Below are 20352 nucleotides of genomic sequence, written 5' to 3'. Positions count from 1 at the left end.
TCGAGAGAGTTGAATCAATGCCGCACATTTTGATCGTCGAAGACGAAACCATTATCCGCTCTGCCTTGCGTCGCCTGCTTGAACGGAATCAGTACCAAGTCAGCGAAGCCGGCTCGGTGCAGGAAGCCCAAGAGCGATTCAGCATTCCCACGTTCGACCTGATTGTCAGTGACCTGCGCCTGCCTGGCGCACCCGGCACCGAGCTGATCAAGCTTGGCCAGGGCACCCCGGTGCTGATCATGACCAGCTACGCCAGCCTGCGCTCGGCGGTCGACTCGATGAAGATGGGCGCGGTGGACTACATCGCCAAGCCTTTCGACCACGACGAGATGCTCCAGGCCGTGGCCCGCATCCTGCGTGACCGTCAGTCGGCCGGCACTGCGCCCGCCGAACAGCGTCCTGCCGGCAAGGCCGCCGACAAGCCGGGCGTCGACAACAGCAATGGCGAGATCGGCATTATCGGTTCCTGCCCGCCCATGCAGGATCTGTACAGCAAGATCCGCAAAGTCGCGCCGACTGACTCCAATGTACTGATCCAGGGCGAGTCGGGTACCGGTAAAGAACTGGTGGCGCGTGCCCTGCACAACCTGTCCAAACGTGCCAAGGCGCCGATGATTTCGGTGAACTGCGCGGCAATTCCTGAATCCTTGATCGAGTCCGAGCTGTTCGGTCACGAGAAAGGCGCATTCACTGGCGCCAGCGCCGGGCGCGCGGGCTTGGTGGAAGCCGCAGATGGCGGCACCCTGTTCCTCGACGAAATCGGCGAATTGCCCCTCGAAGCCCAAGCGCGATTGCTGCGCGTGCTCCAGGAAGGCGAAATTCGCCGCGTGGGCTCGGTACAGTCGCAGAAGGTCGATGTTCGCCTGATCGCGGCCACCCACCGGGACTTGAAGAGCCTGGCCAAGATCGGCCAGTTCCGTGAAGACTTGTATTACCGCCTGCACGTAATCGCGCTGAAGCTGCCAGCGCTGCGTGAGCGTGGCGCTGATGTCAATGAAATCGCCAGCGCGTTCCTGCTGCGCCAGAGTGCACGCATCAACCGCACCGACCTGAAATTTGCTCCGGACGCCGAGCAAGCGATTCGTCATTACTCGTGGCCGGGTAACGTGCGGGAACTGGAAAACGCCGTGGAACGTGCGGTAATCCTGTCGGAGAGCCCGGAAATTTCCGCTGAGCTGTTGGGCATCGATATTGAGCTGAGCGATCTGGACGACGACGATTTCATCGGCCTGGCCCCGCAACAGGGCGGCGGTAGCACTACCAGCCATGAGCCGACGGAAGATTTGTCACTGGAAGATTACTTCCAGCATTTCGTTCTGGAGCATCAGGACCACATGACCGAGACCGAGCTGGCTCGAAAACTCGGCGTGAGCCGTAAATGCCTGTGGGAACGGCGCCAGCGCCTGGGCATTCCACGGCGCAAGACCGGGGTTGCCAGCGAAACGTGAGGGTGCGCCCCCACAGGTAACACCCTCAGATGTGAAAAAACTGTTACCGCGTGATTTTCGCGTAACAAAAGCCGGGGCTTACGGTAACGAAGCCCCGGCTTTTTTTTGCCTTGCGCAACGCCGAATTCGCGTCAAACCCCCGGTTTTGCTGGGCGGTACAAAAGTTGGCACGCACCCTGCTATATGCTTAGTACAAAAACAATAACAAGCTATGTACCAGACAATAAAAATAAGACGAATCGACTCACGCATAACAAAAACAACACGGCGGAGGCGCAGCTAACTGATTCTTTTGGAGAGGCGTTGCATTTGGGGCTTGCCCCGCAACCAGGCCGAGAACAACAAAAACTGCCCTAAGGCAGAGCCTGAACTGGTTGGATCGTAGATCAGCAACACAGCGACCAAAGCAATCCGTTTGCTCTTGGCTCCCGATTGGGAGTGTCATGAAGGTGAAACTTCATGGCGAGGGCGATCAACAAAAACAAGAAGCCCACAACCTATAATAAAAATAGAGCACGCAACTACTTCTGGGGGAGCTTCGGCTCCCCTTGTAGTTTCCGAAACTCTTGCAGCTTCCGGAATTCCTGTAGCGTCCGGAATTGGGCAATAAAAGCTTTTGGCGCAACGCTTGCAGCTTGTTCCTACACCATCCCCTGACTAAATGCTAGAATCCCGACCCATCATGCGGTCATTCTTCGTTATGGCCGAACATTCCTTCAAACAGTGCATCCCATGCTGAAGAAGTTGTTCCAGTCATTCCGTTCCCCCTTGCGTCGTACGCAACAGATTCGCAGCACGCCTGAAGTGCTTAACAGCAGTCAGCATTCATTGCAGCGCGCTCAATTCAGCCGCTACGCGGTGAACATCGTCGAACGTTTGCAGAACGCCGGCTACCAGGCTTATCTGGTGGGCGGTTGCGTACGTGACATGCTGCTCAATATCACGCCGAAAGATTTCGACGTCGCCACCAGTGCTACGCCTGAACAAGTGCGTGCCGAATTCCGCAATGCGCGGATTATCGGCCGCCGCTTCAAGCTGGTGCACATTCACTTTGGTCGCGAAATCATTGAGGTCGCCACCTTCCGCGCCGGCCACCCGCAAAACGATGAAGAGGAAGACGCCAATCAGTCTTCCCGCAACGAGAGCGGCCGTATCCTGCGTGACAACGTGTACGGCACTCTGGAAGAGGACGCGCAACGCCGCGACTTCACCATCAACGCCCTGTATTACGACCCGGTCAGCGAGCGCATCCTCGATTACGCCAATGGCGTGCACGACATTCGCAACAACCTGATCCGCCTGATCGGTGACCCGACCCAGCGCTACCAGGAAGACCCGGTGCGCATGCTGCGGGCCGTGCGGTTTGCCGCCAAGCTGAACTTCGGCATCGAGAAACACAGCGCCGCGCCCATTCGCGAGCTGGCGCCGATGCTGCGGGAAATCCCGTCGGCACGCCTGTTCGAAGAAGTGCTCAAGCTGTTTCTCTCGGGCTACGCCGCCGACACCTTCGAAATGCTTGTCGACCTGCAGTTGTTCGACCCGCTGTTCCCGGCCAGCGCTGAGGCGTTGGAACACAACCCGACGTACACCCACACCCTGATCAGCGAAGCGTTGATCAACACCGACCTGCGCATCAAACAGAACAAACCGGTGACCCCGGCCTTCCTGTTTGCTGCCCTGTTGTGGCCAGCCCTGCCAAAACGTGTACTGCGCCTGCAAGACCGTGGCATGCCGCCGATCCCGGCCATGCAGGAAGCTGCGCACGAGCTGATCGCCGAGCAGTGCCAGCGCATCGCGATTCCGAAGCGCTTCACCATGCCGATCCGCGAGATCTGGGACATGCAGGAGCGCCTGCCGCGCCGCAGCGGCAAACGGGCAGACCTGCTGCTGGACAACCCGCGCTTCCGGGCCGGTTACGACTTCCTGCTGCTGCGCGAAAGCGCCGGCGAGCAGACCGACGGTCTGGGCGAATGGTGGACGGATTACCAGGATGCCAATGACAGCCAGCGCCGCGACATGATCCGTGACCTCGGCGGCAAAGGTGATGGCGCCAGTGAAGGCCCGAAAAAGCGTCGTCGCAGCTCCGGCAGCAAGCGCAAGCGCAGCGCCGATGCCTCGGGCGCCGCGGGCGAATAAACGTGGAGCGTATCTACATCGGCATGGGCAGCAACCTGGCTGCCCCGGACAGGCAATTGCGCAGCGCTATAGATGCGTTGGCGCAGTTGCCCGGCACCACCCTCGCCGGCGTGTCCGCGTTCTATCAAAGTGATTCCCTGCTCCCCGGCCAGCCGCGTTACACCAACGCAGTCGCGGCCGTGGACAGCCGCCTGGCGCCACTGGAACTGCTCGACGCCCTGCAAGCCATCGAGAACGATCAGGGCCGCGAACGCCTTGAGCGTTGGGGCCCGCGTACACTGGACCTGGACATCCTGCTGTTTGGCGATCGCCTGATCGACGAGCCGCGCCTCAAGGTGCCGCACTATCAGATGCACCTGCGGGCCTTTGTGTTGTATCCATTGGCCGAGCTGGCGCCAACCACGTTGCAGCTCCCCGGCGGTCAACTGCTCAGTGACTGGCTGGCAGCCTGCCCGTTTGTCGGCCTGGAACGCCTGCCTACGGTGTGACGCAGTCTCTGTGGGAGCTGGCTTGCCTGCGATAGCATCACCTCGGATTGCCTGATAGGCCGAGTCGCCCGCATCGCAGGCAAGCCAGCTCCCACAGGTGATCGACTCTGGCTTGACTGGCGATCAATCGGGCTGAATCGCATCAGTAACAGGGGTAACACCGCCGTCGTAACAATGCGGTAACACATCCAATTGACTTCCCCCGTCCTCATCACGACTATAGGCGTCCCGCTGCCGCCAACACGGCGCTAAAGGGCGCAATCCAGGCCTTATAAGCACTGCTCTCAAGACGGTGCGCCTGTATAAACGAAGACTCACGCGCGTTACTCGCTGTTTCCAAGCGCCTGAACGAGGACCCTTTTCATGCCAGACATTACCCTGACCACCTTGCAGAGCCTCAAGCTCAAAGGTGAAAAAATCACCATGCTCACCTGCTATGACGCCACCTTCGCCCACGCCAGTTGCCAGGCGGGCGTCGAAGTGTTGCTGGTAGGCGACTCCCTGGGCATGGTTCTTCAAGGGAATGACAGCACCCTGCCCGTTACCACCGACGAGCTCGCCTACCACACTGCGAGCGTCAAGCGCGGTAACGACGGCGCCTTCATCATTGCCGACTTGCCCTTCATGGGCTACGCCACCCTCGAACAGACCTTCCTGAACGCCGGCAAGCTGATGCAAGCCGGTGCACACATGATCAAGGTCGAAGGCGCTGTATGGCTTGCCGAGTCGATCCGCCTGCTGGCTGAACGCGGCGTGCCGGTGTGCGTCCACATGGGCCTGACCCCGCAGTCGGTGAATATCCTCGGTGGCTACAAGGTTCAAGGCCGAAACGAAGCGCAGGCGCGCCAGATGCGTGCCGATGCCATCGCCCTGGAACAAGCCGGCGCCGCCATGATTTTGCTCGAATGCGTGCCGAGCGAACTGGCGGCCGAGATCACCCAGGCAGTCAAAGTGCCGGTGATCGGTATCGGCGCAGGCTCCGACACCGACGGCCAGGTGCTGGTGCTCCATGACATGCTCGGCCTCTCGCTGACCGGCCGTGCGCCTAAGTTTGTGAAGAACTTCATGGCCGGCCAGGACAGCATCCAGGCGGCGTTGAGCGCTTACGTCACCGAAGTCAAAGCCGTTACCTTCCCAAGCGCCGAACACGGATTTTCTGCATGAACACCGTAAAAACCGTACGAGAACTGCGGGCTGCCGTGGCCCACGCCCGCAGCGCCGGCAAACGCATCGGCTTTGTGCCCACCATGGGCAACCTGCACAGCGGCCACGCCACACTGGTGACCAAGGCCGCTCAGCAATCGGACTTCGTGGTAGCGAGCATCTTCGTCAACCCGCTGCAATTCGGCGCCGGCGAAGACCTGGACAAGTACCCGCGCACCCTTGCGGCCGATCAGGAAAAGCTGCTGCAAGCCGGCTGCAACCTGTTGTTCGCGCCCACCGTTGAAGAAATGTACCCCGGCGGCACCACCGGCCAGACCCGCGTCAGCGTTGCGCAGGTGTCTGAAGGCCTGTGTGGCGCCAGCCGCCCCGGGCACTTCGAAGGCGTGGCCACGGTAGTGAGCAAGCTGTTCAACATGGTCCAGCCGGACATGGCCGTGTTTGGCCAGAAGGACTACCAGCAATTGGCGGTGATTCGCGCCATGGTGCACGACCTGAACATGCCGATACAGATCATCGGCGAGCCGACCGTGCGCGCCGAAGACGGCCTCGCGCTGTCGTCGCGCAACGGTTACCTCACCGAAGAACAGCGCGCCATTGCCCCGGTGCTGTACCGCAGCCTCAGCCAGATTGCCGCCGCGATAAAGGCCGGTAACCGTGATTTCGCCACATTGCGCGCCGAGCAGATTCAGCAGATAGAAGCCGCAGGCTTACGCATGGATTACCTGGAAGTGCGCCAGGGCGTGCACTTGCGCCCGGCCACGCCGGATGATCGCGATGTGGTCATCCTGGTTGCCGCCTACCTGGGCGCGACTCGTCTGATCGATAACTTGCACCTGAACCTCGCCTGACCATTCCCGCCTTTTACTGCTTTAAAACTGCGCGCCTGTTGCCCTGCCCGCCATGCCGGTATAAAAAAGTACCGGCTACAGCGCAGACAAAGCCAAGACATATCGACACGCTAGGTTTAATGTAATTGCCCTGCGCTATGGTTAGCGCTGTCTGGCACCCAGCTCTTGATGAAAGACCGGACGTTCCAGACTTTGAAGTGTCCTAAAGGCAGTCCCCGTAATAAAAAGGAAACCCGCAGCGATGGCGTACTACCGCACTCCTCATGACGTTACCGCTCTGCCCGCCTGGCAAGCGCTTAATCAACACCGCCAAGCCATGCAGGATTTCAGCATGCGCGAAGCATTCAATGCCGATCCCCAGCGCTTTTCCCAATTCACCTTGAGCAGCTGCGGGCTTTTCCTCGATTACTCAAAAAACCTGATTACCAGCGAAACCCGCGACCTGCTCGTGGGCCTGGCCAATGAAGTCGGCCTTAAAGACGCGATCAACTCGCTGTACGCCGGCGAGCCCGTCAACTCCTCCGAAGGTCGCCCTGCCCTGCACACCGCCCTGCGTCGCCCGGTGGGTGACAAGCTGTCGGTCAACGGCGTGAACATCATGCCGGACGTGCACAAGGTGCTGAACCAGATCACTGACCTGGTCGGGCGCATCCACGACGGCCTGTGGCGCGGTTACACCGAGAAGCCGATCACTGACGTGGTGAACATCGGCATCGGTGGCTCGTTCCTCGGCCCGGAGCTGGTTTCCGAAGCGCTGTTGTCCTACGCCCATAAAGGCGTGCGCTGCCACTACCTGGCGAACATCGACGGCAGCGAGTTCCACGAGCTGACCATGAAGCTGCGCGCCGAGACCACGCTGTTTATCGTCTCGTCGAAATCCTTCAACACCCTCGAAACCCTGAAAAACGCCCAGGCCGCCCGCGCGTGGTACCTGGCCCAGGGGGGTTCGGAAGCCGAGCTGTACCGTCACTTCATCGCCGTATCCAGCAACAATGCGGCGGCTGTGGCCTTCGGTATCCGCGAAGAAAACATCTTCCCGATGTGGGACTGGGTGGGCGGTCGTTACTCGCTGTGGTCCGCCATCGGTTTGCCAATCGCCCTGGCGATCGGCATGTCCAACTTCAAGGAACTGCTGTCCGGTGCCTACACCATGGACCAGCACTTCCAGAACGCCCCGTTCGAACAGAATATGCCGGTGCTGCTTGGCCTGCTGGGCGTATGGTACGGCAACTTCTGGGGCGCGCAGAGCCATGCGATCCTGCCGTACGACCACTACCTGCGAAACATCACCAAGCACTTGCAACAGCTGGACATGGAATCCAACGGCAAGAGCGTGCGCCAGGACGGCACCCCCGTGTCCACCGACACCGGGCCTGTGATCTGGGGCGGCGTGGGCTGCAACGGTCAGCACGCTTATCACCAGTTGCTGCATCAAGGGACCCAACTGATCCCGGCCGACTTCATCGTGCCGATCGTCAGCTTCAACCCGGTTTCCGACCACCACCAGTGGCTGTACGCCAACTGCCTGTCCCAGAGCCAGGCGTTGATGCTCGGCAAGACCCGCAGCGAAGCCGAAGCCGAGCTGCGCGAGAAGGGCATTCCGGAAGCCGACGTGCAAAAGCTGGCGCCGCACAAGGTGATCCCGGGCAACCGTCCGAGCAACACCATCGTGGTTGAACGCATCAGCCCGCGTCGCTTGGGCGCACTGGTTGCCATGTATGAACACAAAGTGTTCGTGCAGAGCGTGGTCTGGGGCATCAACGCGTTCGACCAATGGGGCGTGGAGCTGGGCAAGGAACTGGGCAAAGGCGTCTACAACCGCCTGACCGGCGCTGAAGAAACCCTGGCTGACGACGCCTCGACTCAGGGCCTGATCAACTACTTCCGCGGTCGCCATCGCGGTTAAAGCCGGTACACCAGGGCCAACGTCCGTTTGGACGTTGGCCTTGAACCCTCCGCTCACTGCGTGCATCTTTATGACTTGTCGCCAAAACAAGAATAGGGACCGCTCATGTTCGATATCAGCACATTCCCCACCGCCGACGCCGTGCGCCGGGCTGCGCAACTCAGCCAAGAGGACTATCAGCGCCTCTACCGCCAATCCATCGAACAACCCGACACCTTCTGGGCCGAACAGGCCAAAGGCTTTCTGGACTGGACCAAACCCTGGCACACCGTTCAGCACTCGGACATCACCACAGGCGCCGCCCAATGGTTCGCTGGTGGTCAGCTTAACGTCAGCTACAACTGCATCGACCGTCATCTGGCGAAGCGCGCCAACCAGCCTGCCTTCATCTGGGAAGGCGATGATCCTGCAAAATCTTCCAAAATTTCCTACCGCCAACTTCATCAAAACGTCAGCCGCCTGGCCAATGTGCTGAAAAGCCGTGGCGTTAAAAAAGGCGACCGGGTGTGTATATACATGCCGATGATCCCGGAAGCGGCCTACGCCATGCTCGCCTGTACGAGGATTGGCGCGGTGCATTCGGTGGTGTTTGGCGGTTTCTCACCGGACGCCCTGCGCGACCGCATCCTCGATGCTGACTGCCGCACCGTGATAACCGCCGATGAAGGCGTGCGCGGCGGCAAGCCAGTGGCCTTGAAACAGAACGTCGACAAGGCGCTGGCCAGTTGCCCGAACGTCAGCACAGTGCTGGTGGTGGAACGCACGGGTGCGGCTGTGAACTGGAACGAGGGCCGCGACCTCAAGTATCAACAGGCCCTGGACGCCGCCAGCGACGATTGCCCGCCCGAGCCGATGGACGCTGAAGACCCGCTGTTTATCCTCTACACCTCCGGCAGCACCGGCAAACCCAAAGGCGTGCTGCACACCACCGGCGGCTACCTGCTGCAAGCAGCGATGACCTTCAAGTACGTGCTCGACTACCGCGACGGCGAAGTGTTCTGGTGCACTGCCGACGTCGGCTGGGTCACCGGCCACAGCTATATCGTGTACGGCCCGCTGGCCAACGGCGCCACCTCGCTGATGTTCGAAGGCGTACCGAGCTACCCCGACAGCTCGCGCTTTTGGCAGGTGATCGATAAACATCAGGTTAATATCTTCTACACCGCGCCCACCGCGCTGCGCGCCCTGATGCGCGAAGGTCACGGCCCGCTGGAGAACACCTCTCGCGCCAGCCTGCGCTTGTTGGGCAGCGTCGGCGAACCGATCAACCCGGAAGCCTGGGACTGGTATTTCAATGCCGTTGGCGAGCAACGCTGCCCAATAGTGGACACGTGGTGGCAGACCGAAACCGGCGGCATCATGCTCAGCCCGCTGGTCAGCGCGACGCGCATCAAACCCGGCTGCGCGACTCAGCCCATGTTTGGCGTGCAGCCACTGTTGCTGGATGAGCAAGGCAACATCCTGCAGGGCGCCGGCAGTGGCGTGCTGGTGATCAGGGCCAGTTGGCCGGGGCAGATTCGCAGCGTGTATGGCGACCCGCAGCGCATGATCGACACCTATTTCAAACCCTACCCCGGTTATTACTTCACCGGTGACGGCGCCCGTCGCGATGAAGACGGCGACTACTGGATCACCGGGCGCATCGATGACGTGATCAACGTGTCCGGCCATCGCATCGGCACTGCCGAAGTGGAAAGCGCCCTGGTGCTGCATGATCAGATCGCCGAAGCCGCCGTAGTCGGTTACCCCCATGACGTCAAAGGCCAAGGCATTTATGCGTTCGTCACCCCCATGAACGGCGTCGAACCCAGCGATGAACTGAAAAAACATTTGCTGGACCTGGTCAGCAAGGAAATCGGCAGCTTTGCCAAGCCGGAGCTGATCCAATGGGCGCCTGCGCTGCCGAAAACCCGCTCGGGCAAAATCATGCGCAGAATCTTGCGCAAGATCGCCTGCAATGAGCTGGACAGCCTCGGCGACACCTCGACGCTGGCCGACCCCAGCGTCGTAGACGGTTTGATCGACAAACGCCTGAACCGATAGGAAACCCCGCGTCGCCATGGAATTTATCCGCAGCCGTATCGAAACCCAGCTGATGAGCCTGACCGGCTTGTCGCTGGGCCAACTGGACCTGGAAAACCCCAAGGGCGACCCAGGCCTGTTCGGGCCGGACTCGGTCAGTTGGCAAGTCCATGGCGACTTCAGCAGCATGCTCATCGGCGGCATCAGTGCCTTGATGCTGCAAGCCTTGCACCCGCTGGCCCTGGCCGGCGTGTGGGACCACTCGAATTTTCGCCAGGACATGCTCGGGCGATTGCGGCGGACCTCGCAGTTTATTTCCGGCACCACCTTCGGCTCACGCAAAGACGCCGAGTGGCTGATCGAAAAGGTGCGCACCATTCACCTGCAAGTGGTCGGCCATGCGCCGGATGGGCGCCCCTATGCCGCCAGCGATCCGGAACTGTTGACCTGGGTGCATGTGGCGGAAGTCAGCAGTTTTCTCGCGGCCCATGTGCGTTATCGCAACCCAAACCTTTCTGGGCGGGATCAGGACCGTTATTACAGAGAAATCGCGCTGGTGGCCGAGAGCCTCGGCGCGCGGGATGTTCCGCGTTCACGGCAGGAAGTTTCGGAATATCTTGCGCGTATTCGCCCGCAACTGGTGTGCGATGAGCGCAGTCGCGAAGTACTGCGCCTGCTGCTCAATGCGCCCGCGCCAAGCACGCTGGCCAAGCCGTTCGGGAGCCTGATGATGAGGGCTGGCATCGACCTGCTGCCGGACTGGGCCAGCGCCCTGCTCGAACAACACCAGAGCCCGCTGCAACGCCAAATGATCCGCGCCGGGGTCAAGCGCAGTGCGCCGTTGCTGCGCTGGGCCATGCGCAATGGTTCGGTGCAGCGAGCTCATCGGCGGATGGGGTTGATGTAGGCTTGCGCCCATAGCTGTTAAACTCCGCGCCCACCTTTACCCAGCAAAGCAAGGCGCGCTCCATGTCTCTCCTGAATCAGGCGCTGCGCGCCGCCCTCGATTATCGCCAAGACCTGATCAACGAGCTGCACGCCCAGGGCACCGACTGCTACCGGCTGTTCCACGGCAGCCAGGAAGGCGTCGGCGGCCTGACGATCGACCGCTACGGCCCGCAACTGCTGGTGCAGAGCTTCCATCAGTCCCTGGAAACGGCGGACCTGCTGGACATGCACCAATTGATCAACCAGTTCATGGGCCTGGAATTGCTGCTGGTCTACAACGACCGCGCCCGTGGCAACTCACGAATCGACCGTGAAGACACGGTATACGGCGCCGAACCTGCTGCGCTGGAAGACCTGGTCGGTCATGAATGGGGCCTCAATTACCGGGTGCGCGGGCGGCATGCCGGGCAAGACCCGCTGCTGTTTCTGGACCTGCGCAACACGCGCGGCTGGGTCAAGGAGCACAGCGCCGGCAAAAGCGTGCTGAACCTGTTCGCCTATACCTGTGGCGTAGGATTGAGCGCCGCCGCGGGGGGCGCACGCGAGGTGTGCAACCTGGATTTTGCCGAGGGCAACCTGGCGGTGGGTCGCGAAAACGGCCTGCTGAACCCGCACTTGCCGGGCATGGAGTTCGTGCAGTCCGATTACTTCCCTGCGATTCGCCAACTGGCGGGCCTGCCGATCACCCAGCGTCGTGGCCAGAAGCTGCCGAGCTATCCGCGTCTTGAGCAGCGCCAATATGACCTGGTATTGCTCGATCCACCGGCCTGGGCCAAGAGCGCCTTCGGCACCGTCGACCTGTTGCGTGATTATCAAAGTCTGCTCAAGCCCGCATTGCTCGCCACCGGCGACAACGGCGTGCTGATCTGCTGCAACAACCTGGCAAAAGTCAGCATGGATGACTGGCGCGAACAGGTACTGCGGTGCGCCGAAAAAGCCGGTCGCCCGGTTCGCGACTGGCAAATCATGACGCCGGGAGCCGACTTCCCGTCCCAGGATCAACAGCCGCCGTTGAAGACCCTGATCCTGCAGTTGTAAGACTTGTCTCGAAAGCCCGGGTTCTTCGGAACCGAAAACCCGTGCCATACTCCAAGGCACTCTCGTTCGACATAGATGGCGTCACCCATGCCCAAAGGATTGATTCGCGCCATCGGCGCATTGTTGACTGCTGTTGCTCTGTACAGCTTGCTGGGCTTTCTGATTTTGCCCGGCATTGCGCTTCGCATTGCCAACCAACAGTTGGCCAATTACGCCACCGTGCCCTCGCGCATTGAGCGTATCGAGCTCAACCCGTTCAGCTTGGAAGTGACGCTGTGGGGCCTGAAGATCGGCGAACCCGGCAAGGAACAAGTGGGCTTTGAGCGCCTCTATGCCAACCTGCAACTCGACAGCCTCTGGACCCGCGCCCTGCACCTGGCCGATGTGCAACTGGATCAACCCAAGACCGAAGTGTTGTTCAACAAGTCCGGCCAACTGAACCTTGCGCAGTTGTTCAAGCTGCCGCCAAGTGAGCCGACCCCGGCCGACCCGAATGCCAAACCGTTCCCACTGCGCATCGACAGCATCAAGCTCGCCAGCGGTTACGTGCATTTCCAGGACCTGCGCCCCAGCGAACCGATTGAATTTCTCTACGACAAACTCGACTTCGAGCTGAAAAACCTCAGCACCTTGCCCGAAGACAATGCCGACATGACCCTGGTGGCCGCAGGCCCTGCCGGCGGGCAGATCGACTGGAAAGGCAATTTCAGCCTGGTGCCGATCACTTCCGAAGGCACGCTGAAAGTCACCGACGGCAAGATGAAAGCCTGGTGGCCATATGTGCGCGACGCCCTGCCGCTGGTGCTGGAAGACGGTGTACTGAATTTCAGCACCGACTATAAATTCAGCCTGGCCAAAGAAACCGAGTTAAACCTGACCAATACCGTCGCCAGCATCGCGCCGTTTGCCATCAAGGCGCCGGATGGCCGGCCGCTGGTGCGTCTGGAGCGTCTGGACGTCAGCGACACCACGGTGGACCTCGCCAAGCAGCAGGTCGTGATCGGCAAGATTCGCAGCAACAAGCTGGAAACCTGGGCTGCGCGCGAAGCCGACGGCCAGCTGGACTGGCAGAAGCTGTTTGCCAGCCAACCGAACAAACCCGCCAAGGCGCCGGAGCCGGCAACTGCGCCGGCTACCGCTGACTCACCCAAACCCGCGCCCGCTGCGCCGAGCAAACCCTGGCAAGTGCTGCTCAAGGATGTGCAACTGCGGAACTATCAGGTTCACCTGGCCGACCGTCAGGCCAACCCCGCCGTGGAGCTGGAAGTCGGCCCGCTGAATGTCGACGTGCAGAACTTCGACAGCCTCAACGGCAGGCCCTTTAACCTGAAAGTCGATAGCGGCCTGGGTAAACAGGGCAAAATCCAGGCAACCGGTGAGGTCAACCTCAACCCGGTCAGCGCCAAACTGAAAGTGAACACCCAGGACATCGACCTTCGGGTTGCACAATCCTACATCAGCCCGTTTATTCGTCTGGAACTGCGCAGCGGCATGCTGGGCAGCAACCTGGATGTGAACCTCAAGAGCACCGAGCCGTTGGCGTTTCAAGTCACCGGCCGCGCGCAGATCGACCAGTTGCATACCCTGGACACCCTCAAGACCCGCGACTTCCTCAAGTGGCAGCGCCTGGTGCTGGAAGGCGTGAACTATCAGCACGGCGATAGCCTGTCGATCGACAAGGTCAACCTGCTGCAACCGTATGTACGCTTCATGATCAACGACGACCGCACTACGAACGTCGATGACTTGCTGATTCCGCAACCCGCCGACAGTGGCGCCAAATCGGCCGCTAAACCCGCGCCGAGCAAAGACAAGCCACTGGGCATTCACATCGGTCAGATTGCAATCAACGACGGCTCGGCCAACTTTGCCGACTTTAGCCTGACGCCGAACTTCGCGACGGCGATTCAGCAACTCAACGGGCAGATCGGCACCATTGACAGTCGCCAGGCTAAACCGGCCACCGTCGATATAAATGGCAAAGTCGATCGATACGCGCCCGTGACCATCAAGGGCAGCGTGAACCCGTTCGACCCGATGGCTGCGCTGGATATCGCCACCAGCTTCAAGCGCGTCGAACTCACAAACCTGACGCCGTATTCAGGCAAATTCGCCGGCTTCCGTATCCGCAAGGGACGTCTGAACCTCGACCTGCATTACGTGATTATCAAAGGCCAGCTGAAGGCTGAAAACAAAGTAGTGCTTGAACAGCTGCAACTCGGTGAGAAAGTCGACAGTGCCGACGCGGTGGACTTGCCCATTCGCTTGGCGATCGCCCTGCTCAAGGATTCTGACGGCAAAATTACCATTGAGCTACCGGTGACCGGTGACCTGAACAACCCACAATTCAGCGTGATGCCGATTGTGTGGCAGACCCTGCGCAACCTCGTGGCGCGCGCGGCCACTGCGCCGTTCAAGTTCATTGGTGGGCTGATTACCGGAGGTGGTTCGGAAGACCTCGGCAATGTGTCCTTCGCCGCTGGCTCCAGCGAGTTGAGCAAAGAAGCCCAAGGCGCCCTGGACACCCTGGCGAAGGCGCTGAAAGAGCGCCCTACCCTGCGCCTGGAAATCGAAGGCACCGCGGCTGCCAGCAGCGATGGGCCGTTCATCGCCAAGGATCGCCTTGAGCGTGAATACCAATACAACTACTACAAGATACTTCAACGCCGTGGCGACAAAGTCCCCGCCCAGGCGTCGTTGCTCGTGGTACCCGAGAAGGAAAAGGCGCCATTGCTGGAAGGCATCTACCGCACCCGACTGAAACAACAGCCGCCGGCTGAGTGGAAAAACCTGAGCGACGACGAACGCACCGCGAAACTGCGTGATGGCGTGATCAAGTTCTGGAGCGCCAGTGACGTGCTGCTACGCCAGTTGGGCCAGGACCGTGCCAGTACCATCAAGGACTACATGGTAGACAAGGGCCAGTTGGCGGATGAGCGGGTGTACTTCATTGATGCCAACCTGGGGCAGGCGCAGAAGGATGGTCGAGTGGTGACACCGATGCATCTGGATGCGGAGTGACGTCTGAGCTTGCCTTTGTAAATCCGGCAGCTGGCTTGTGTGGGAGCTGGCTTGCCTGCGATAGCATCACCGCAGTGAGACTGGTAGACCGAGGTGCCTGCCTCGCAGGCAAGCCAGCTCCCACAGTGAGTCTCTGTCACCCTACAGATAAGTTTTTTCAGCCCACAATAGAACAGGCCCCGGCACAAGTGCCGGGGCCTGTAATGACCACATCCGTGTGGCCGGTCGCATGAACTCCTGAGGTGCTTGGGTGGAAAACTAACTCACCCTAAGCCGCCGCCATTTTGTTCAAACGAATGTTCAAGCATTACTCTGCTTTCAGGCCGTCGGCCGATACAGCTTTAACGCCTTTGATTTTCTTGGTGATCGCTACAGCAGTCGCTTTCTGCGACTCAGTCACAGCGGCAGTCGACGACAGCGAAACCACGCCTTGGTTGGTTTCTACTTTGATGTCGGTACCAGGAATGCCTTTCTCGGTAACCAGATCAGCTTTCACTTTAGTGGTGATCCAAGTGTCGGAGGTTGCGCCCTTGGCGTCAGCAGCCGCACCTTTGGTTTTGTCGACGTTGTCAGCTTTGTATGCGCCGCCTGCGAGCAGGCTGTCAGCAGAAACAGCTTTCACGCCTTTGATTCGCTTGGTGATCGCTACAGCGGTTTCTTTTTGCGCGGCAGAGATTTTTACGTCGGAGGACAGGGTAACTACACCGTTGTTGGTTTCGACCTTGATGTCCGAACCAGGAATACCTTTTTCTGTCAGCAGGTCAGCTTTTACTTTGGTGGTGATCCAAGTGTCCGAAGTAGCTTCCTTGGCTTGAGTCACTTCGCCGGCTGCCAGAGTCATAGGTGCCTGGGAAGGTTGGGCGAAGGCAGCGTTAGCCATAGCCAGGGTCAGAGCGGTAGCAGTTGCAGTAGCGAGAGCGAACTTCTTCATGCGAGTAACTCCTGTTTTATTAAAAGTCTGCAGCGTGTTTACCTTGATGCTGCAGCGTTAACAGGGATATTGCAGGTGCTGTGCCAACTCATCGATTCACATTTTATCCTTATAAAACAAACACTTATAAATATGGCTGATTTTCGGAATCGTGCAACTTGCATGAAGGCTGTCGTGCCTGCATGCAACTTGCAGGTTTTGTAGATGGCTAAACGCCTGATTTCGCTTCACTTTCCGACACGCATAAAAAAAGGACCCCGAAGGGTCCTCTCTATCAGCGTGGAACTTGCGGGTATTTAAACGCCCGAAGCCTTGGCTGCTGCTACGTCCTTGATGGACAGCTTGATACGGCCGCGGTTGTCCACGTCCAGTACCAGCACTTCCACTTCCTGGCCTTCTTTCAGAATGTCAGTCACTTTCTCAACGCGAGCGTCGCTCAGCATGGAGATGTGAACCAGACCGTCTTTGCCAGGCAGGATGTTGACGAATGCGCCGAAGTCGACGATGCGCTCAACCTTACCCACGTAGATCTTGCCGATCTCGGCTTCAGCGGTGATGCCCAGAACGCGCTGACGTGCTGCTTCAGCCGCTTCCTTGGTTTCGCCGAAGATCTTGATCGAGCCGTCGTCTTCGATGTCGATCGAAGCTTTGGTCTCTTCGCAGATCGCACGGATAGTCGCGCCGCCTTTACCGATAACATCACGGATTTTGTCGGTGTCGATTTTCATCGCGATCATGGTCGGAGCATTTTCCGACAGCTCGGTACGGGACTGACCAATGATCTGGTTCATCTGACCGAGGATGTTCAGGCGCGCTTCTAGGGCTTGGCCCAGAGCGATCTCCATGATTTCTTCGGTGATGCCCTTGATCTTGATGTCCATCTGCAGCGCGGTAACACCTTTGGCGGTACCGGCTACCTTGAAGTCCATGTCGCCCAGGTGGTCTTCGTCGCCCAGGATGTCGGTCAGGATGGCGAACTTCTCGCCTTCTTTAACCAGGCCCATGGCGATACCGGCAACCGGTGCCTTCATCGGCACACCAGCGTCCATGAGGGCCAGGGAAGCACCGCAAACGGAAGCCATGGAGCTGGAACCGTTGGACTCGGTGATTTCCGACACAACACGGATGGTGTACGGGAACACGTCGGCAGCAGGCAGCATGGCGGCAATCGAACGACGGGCCAGACGGCCGTGACCGATTTCGCGACGACCAGCGCCACCCATGCGACCACACTCACCTACCGAGAACGGAGGGAAGTTGTAGTGCAGCATGAACGGGTCTTTTTTCTCGCCTTCCAGGGTGTCCAGCAGCTGTGCGTCACGGGCAGTACCCAGGGTCGCGACTACCAGAGCCTGAGTTTCACCACGGGTGAACAGCGCCGAACCGTGAGTCTTCGGCAGAACGCCGACTTCGATGTTCAGCGGGCGTACGGTGCGGGTGTCGCGGCCGTCGATACGTGGCTTGCCGTTAACGATGTTTTCGCGAACGGTGCGGTATTCGATTTCGCCGAAGGCAGCTTTGACTTCGCTGGAAGAAGGCTGGCCTTCTTCACCGGACAGCTTGGCAACAACCTGATCCTTCAACTCGCCCAGGCGAGCGTAACGGTCGGCCTTGACGGTGATGGCGTAAGCCTGGGAGATCGCATCGCCGAACTCGGCACGGATAGCGCCCAGCAAAGCGGTGGCTTCTGGCTGAGGAGCCCAGGTCCAGGTTGGCTTGGCAGCTTCGGCAGCCAGTTCTTTAACAGCGTTGATCACAACCTGGAACTCGTCGTGAGCAAACAGTACAGCGCCCAGCATCTGGTCTTCGGTCAGCTCTTTGGCTTCCGATTCAACCATCAATACGGCTTCCGAGGTACCGGCAACGACCATGTCCAGGCTCGATGCTTTCTGTTGCTCGTAAGTCGGGTTCAGCAGGTAGCCGGTGCTTTCGTGGAAGGCAACGCGGGCAGCGCCGATCGGGCCATCGAAAGGAATGCCGGAGATAGCCAGGGCAGCCGAGGTACCGATCATCGCAGCGATGTCCGGATCGGTTTTCTTGCTGGTGGAAACGACGGTGCAGACAACCTGCACTTCGTTCATGAAGCCTTCTGGGAACAGCGGACGGATCGGACGGTCGATCAGTCGGGAAGTCAGGGTTTCTTTCTCGGAAGGACGGCCTTCGCGCTTGAAGAAACCGCCAGGGATCTTACCGGCAGCGTAAGTCTTTTCCTGGTAGTGAACGGACAGAGGGAAGAAGCCTTTGCTTGGGTCAGCGGTCTTGGCGCCAACCACGGTCACCAATACGGTAACGTCGTCGTCAACGGTAACCAGCACTGCGCCGGAGGCTTGACGGGCGATACGGCCTGTCTCGAGGGTAACGGTCGACTGACCGAACTGGAATTTTTTGATAACCGGGTTCACGGTGTCCTACCTTCTTTGTGGCTCTTGGGGAACTTGTCTTCTTGCGAAATTCTTGGGCAATGTCGGGAATCGGCCCGAACCTGGTCCAGGGGTAAAACGTGTATCCAGATAAAACTTGAGGCTGGGAGCCTACCATGCGCCAGCGGGAATCCCACTGACACACGGCAGACAACCAACCTCTAGCGCAATCGCTTATTAGCGACGCAGACCCAGGCGACCGATCAGAGTCTGATAACGACCCAGATCCTTGCCTTTCAGGTAGTCCAGCAGCTTACGGCGCTGGTTTACCATGCGGATCAGACCACGACGGGAGTGGTGATCTTTACCGTTGGCCTTGAAGTGACCTTGCAGCTTGTTGATGTTGTGGGTCAGCAGTGCAACTTGCACTTCTGGCGAACCAGTGTCACCAACAGCTTGCTGATAGTCAGTTACGATTTGTGCTTTTTCTTGAACGTCGAGAGCCATGAGGCAATCCTTTTTTCAGGAAACCACCCAAAGGGCAGTTTCAACAGGCCAGGGACAAATCCCTGTATCTAAAAATGAGTAGTGACCATGCCTGTTAACAGCCACCCTCGTCCGGTCATTCCGACCGAATCAGTCGACGCGGCGCGATGCGCCCGTCTTCGCTCACTTCACCAATACCGATAAAGCGACCATTGTGATCTTGTACACGCACCATGCCGAACTTCGGGGCATCCGGAGCGCGTACCGGCTGGCCGTTAAGCCAATAGAACGCGCTGTGCTCCGAGAAGTGCAGCAATGGCCAATCCAGCAAACCGCTGTCCGAAGGCATCAGGAAGCGATCAACTGCTTCATTGCCGCCTTCGGCGTGTACGGCTTCCAACTCTTCCAGCGTGACCGTCTGAGCCAGGCTGAAAGGGCCGGCCTGCGTGCGCCGCAGTTCTGCAACGTACGCACCGCAACCGAGCTGTTCACCAATATCTTCCACCAGGGTACGGATATAGGTGCCTTTGCTGCAGTCCACGGCCAAGCGTGCAGTGTCGCCTTCACAGGCAAGCAATTCCAAGCGCGCAATAGTAACAGAACGCGGTTCGCGCTCCACTACTTCACCCGCACGTGCCAGCTTGTAAAGAGGTTGCCCATCGCGCTTGAGGGCCGAGTACATCGGCGGTATCTGACTGATTTGCCCACGAAAACCGGGTAAAGCAGCTTCAATATCAGCACGACCAACGGTCACCTCGCGCACCTGCAAAACATCACCTTCGGCGTCGGCCGTGGTGGTGGTCTTGCCCAGTTGCATCAGGGTTTCGTAACCCTTGTCGGAATCGAGCAGGTATTGCGAGAACTTGGTGGCCTCACCGAAGCACAACGGCAACACGCCGGTGGCCAGGGGATCGAGGCTGCCGGTGTGCCCTGCCTTCTCGGCATTGAGCAGCCAGCGGACCTTCTGCAAAGCGGCATTGGAGGTAAAGCCAATGGGCTTGTCGAGCAGGATGATGCCATTGACATTGCGACGGATACGTTTGACCTGAGCCACCGCTTACTCCTTGGCGTCTTCAGGTGTGGACGGGTGCTGATTGTCTTCAGCCACGGCGCGCTCGATCAGTGCCGACAGGTGCGCACCGCGTACAACGCTTTCGTCGTAGTGGAAGTGCAACTGGGGAACACTGCGCAGCTTCATTTCGCGGGCCAACTGCATGCGCAGGAAGCCTGCAGCCGAGTTGAGCACCTTGATGCTTTGCGCGATTTCTTCGCTGTTGTCCTGGCCCATCACGGTGATGAAGATTTTGGCGTGACCCACGTCACGGCTCACTTCAACGGCGGTAATGGTGACCAGGCCAACACGAGGATCTTTGACTTCGCGGCGGATCAATTGAGCCAGCTCGCGCTGCATCTGATCGCCGATACGCTGGGTACGGCTGTATTCTTTTGCCATGTCTTGTTACCTGTTACTGCCACACGGTGAAACCCGTGGGGTCTGAAAGCGGCAAACGCCCGGCCTGACAAAAGCCAGACCGGGCGTTGCGTTTAGAGTCCGC

The 20352-nt window shown here is 59.3% G+C and carries 15 protein-coding genes; 10 read left to right on the top strand and 5 right to left on the bottom strand.

The window, feature by feature from the left end; translation table 11 throughout:
* Positions 1-17: 17 nt before the first annotated feature.
* The 10 genes from ACP7A2_RS22425 (at position 18) to ACP7A2_RS22380 (ending at position 15019) form a co-directional block, all read left to right on the top strand.
* Positions 18-1448, top strand: a complete 1431-nt coding sequence (locus ACP7A2_RS22425; RefSeq protein ID WP_348057730.1) for a sigma-54-dependent transcriptional regulator — start codon at positions 18-20, stop codon at positions 1446-1448.
* A gap of 732 nt (positions 1449-2180) precedes the next feature.
* Positions 2181-3584, top strand: coding sequence for a polynucleotide adenylyltransferase PcnB (locus ACP7A2_RS22420; protein ID WP_426135995.1), 1404 nt, complete (start codon positions 2181-2183; stop codon positions 3582-3584).
* Between the two features lie 2 nt (positions 3585-3586).
* Positions 3587-4072 carry a 2-amino-4-hydroxy-6-hydroxymethyldihydropteridine diphosphokinase gene (gene folK, locus ACP7A2_RS22415; protein ID WP_426135994.1) on the top strand — a complete coding sequence of 162 codons (486 nt, stop codon included), beginning with the start codon at positions 3587-3589 and terminating at the stop codon, positions 4070-4072.
* Positions 4073-4435: 363 nt separating this feature from the next.
* Entirely contained in the window at positions 4436-5236 is an 801-nt protein-coding gene (panB, locus tag ACP7A2_RS22410; RefSeq protein ID WP_426135993.1) for a 3-methyl-2-oxobutanoate hydroxymethyltransferase, read from the top strand.
* On the top strand, positions 5233-6084 hold the full coding sequence (panC, locus tag ACP7A2_RS22405; protein WP_426135992.1) for a pantoate--beta-alanine ligase: 852 nt from the start codon (positions 5233-5235) through the stop codon (positions 6082-6084). The genes panB and panC overlap by 4 nt, the downstream gene beginning before the upstream one ends.
* Positions 6085-6325: 241 nt before the next feature.
* Positions 6326-7990 carry a glucose-6-phosphate isomerase gene (gene pgi / locus ACP7A2_RS22400; protein ID WP_426135991.1) on the top strand — a complete coding sequence of 555 codons (1665 nt, stop codon included), beginning with the start codon at positions 6326-6328 and terminating at the stop codon, positions 7988-7990.
* 105 nt (positions 7991-8095) lie between these two features.
* Positions 8096-10033: an acetate--CoA ligase gene (gene acs, locus ACP7A2_RS22395; protein ID WP_426135990.1), complete on the top strand. Its 1938-nt coding sequence runs from the start codon at positions 8096-8098 to the stop codon at positions 10031-10033.
* 16 nt (positions 10034-10049) lie between these two features.
* Complete coding sequence (locus ACP7A2_RS22390) at positions 10050-10919, top strand: oxygenase MpaB family protein (RefSeq protein ID WP_426135989.1); 870 nt, start codon at positions 10050-10052, stop codon at positions 10917-10919.
* Positions 10920-10981: 62 nt separating this feature from the next.
* Complete coding sequence (locus tag ACP7A2_RS22385; RefSeq protein ID WP_426135988.1) at positions 10982-11998, top strand: class I SAM-dependent rRNA methyltransferase; 1017 nt, start codon at positions 10982-10984, stop codon at positions 11996-11998.
* Between the two features lie 87 nt (positions 11999-12085).
* Positions 12086-15019 (top strand): DUF748 domain-containing protein, encoded by a 2934-nt coding sequence (locus ACP7A2_RS22380; RefSeq protein WP_426135987.1) that lies wholly within the window; start codon positions 12086-12088, stop codon positions 15017-15019.
* A 307-nt stretch (positions 15020-15326) separates the two neighbouring features.
* On the opposite strand, the gene ACP7A2_RS22375 is transcribed toward ACP7A2_RS22380, so the two are convergent.
* From ACP7A2_RS22375 to rbfA, 5 genes are all read right to left on the bottom strand, one after another.
* The gene (locus ACP7A2_RS22375; protein ID WP_426135986.1) at positions 15327-15950 is read right to left on the bottom strand and encodes a BON domain-containing protein; all 624 of its coding nucleotides are present in this window, start codon (positions 15948-15950) and stop codon (positions 15327-15329) included.
* 296 nt (positions 15951-16246) lie between these two features.
* Positions 16247-18352, bottom strand: coding sequence for a polyribonucleotide nucleotidyltransferase (pnp, locus tag ACP7A2_RS22370; protein WP_049711495.1), 2106 nt, complete (start codon positions 18350-18352; stop codon positions 16247-16249).
* A gap of 195 nt (positions 18353-18547) precedes the next feature.
* Positions 18548-18817 (bottom strand): 30S ribosomal protein S15, encoded by a 270-nt coding sequence (gene rpsO / locus ACP7A2_RS22365; RefSeq protein ID WP_049711494.1) that lies wholly within the window; start codon positions 18815-18817, stop codon positions 18548-18550.
* A 115-nt stretch (positions 18818-18932) separates the two neighbouring features.
* Positions 18933-19850 carry a tRNA pseudouridine(55) synthase TruB gene (gene truB / locus ACP7A2_RS22360; protein ID WP_426135985.1) on the bottom strand — a complete coding sequence of 306 codons (918 nt, stop codon included), beginning with the start codon at positions 19848-19850 and terminating at the stop codon, positions 18933-18935.
* A gap of 3 nt (positions 19851-19853) precedes the next feature.
* Positions 19854-20249: a 30S ribosome-binding factor RbfA gene (rbfA, locus tag ACP7A2_RS22355; RefSeq protein WP_029298974.1), complete on the bottom strand. Its 396-nt coding sequence runs from the start codon at positions 20247-20249 to the stop codon at positions 19854-19856.
* Positions 20250-20352 lie beyond the last annotated feature (103 nt).

The sequence above is a fragment of the Pseudomonas sp. PWP3-1b2 genome, assembly GCF_049896045.1.
Lineage (GTDB): Bacteria > Pseudomonadota > Gammaproteobacteria > Pseudomonadales > Pseudomonadaceae > Aquipseudomonas > Aquipseudomonas antarctica_B.
Note: the sequence above shows the minus strand (reverse complement) of the source record. Positions and strands in the feature narration are given on the sequence as shown.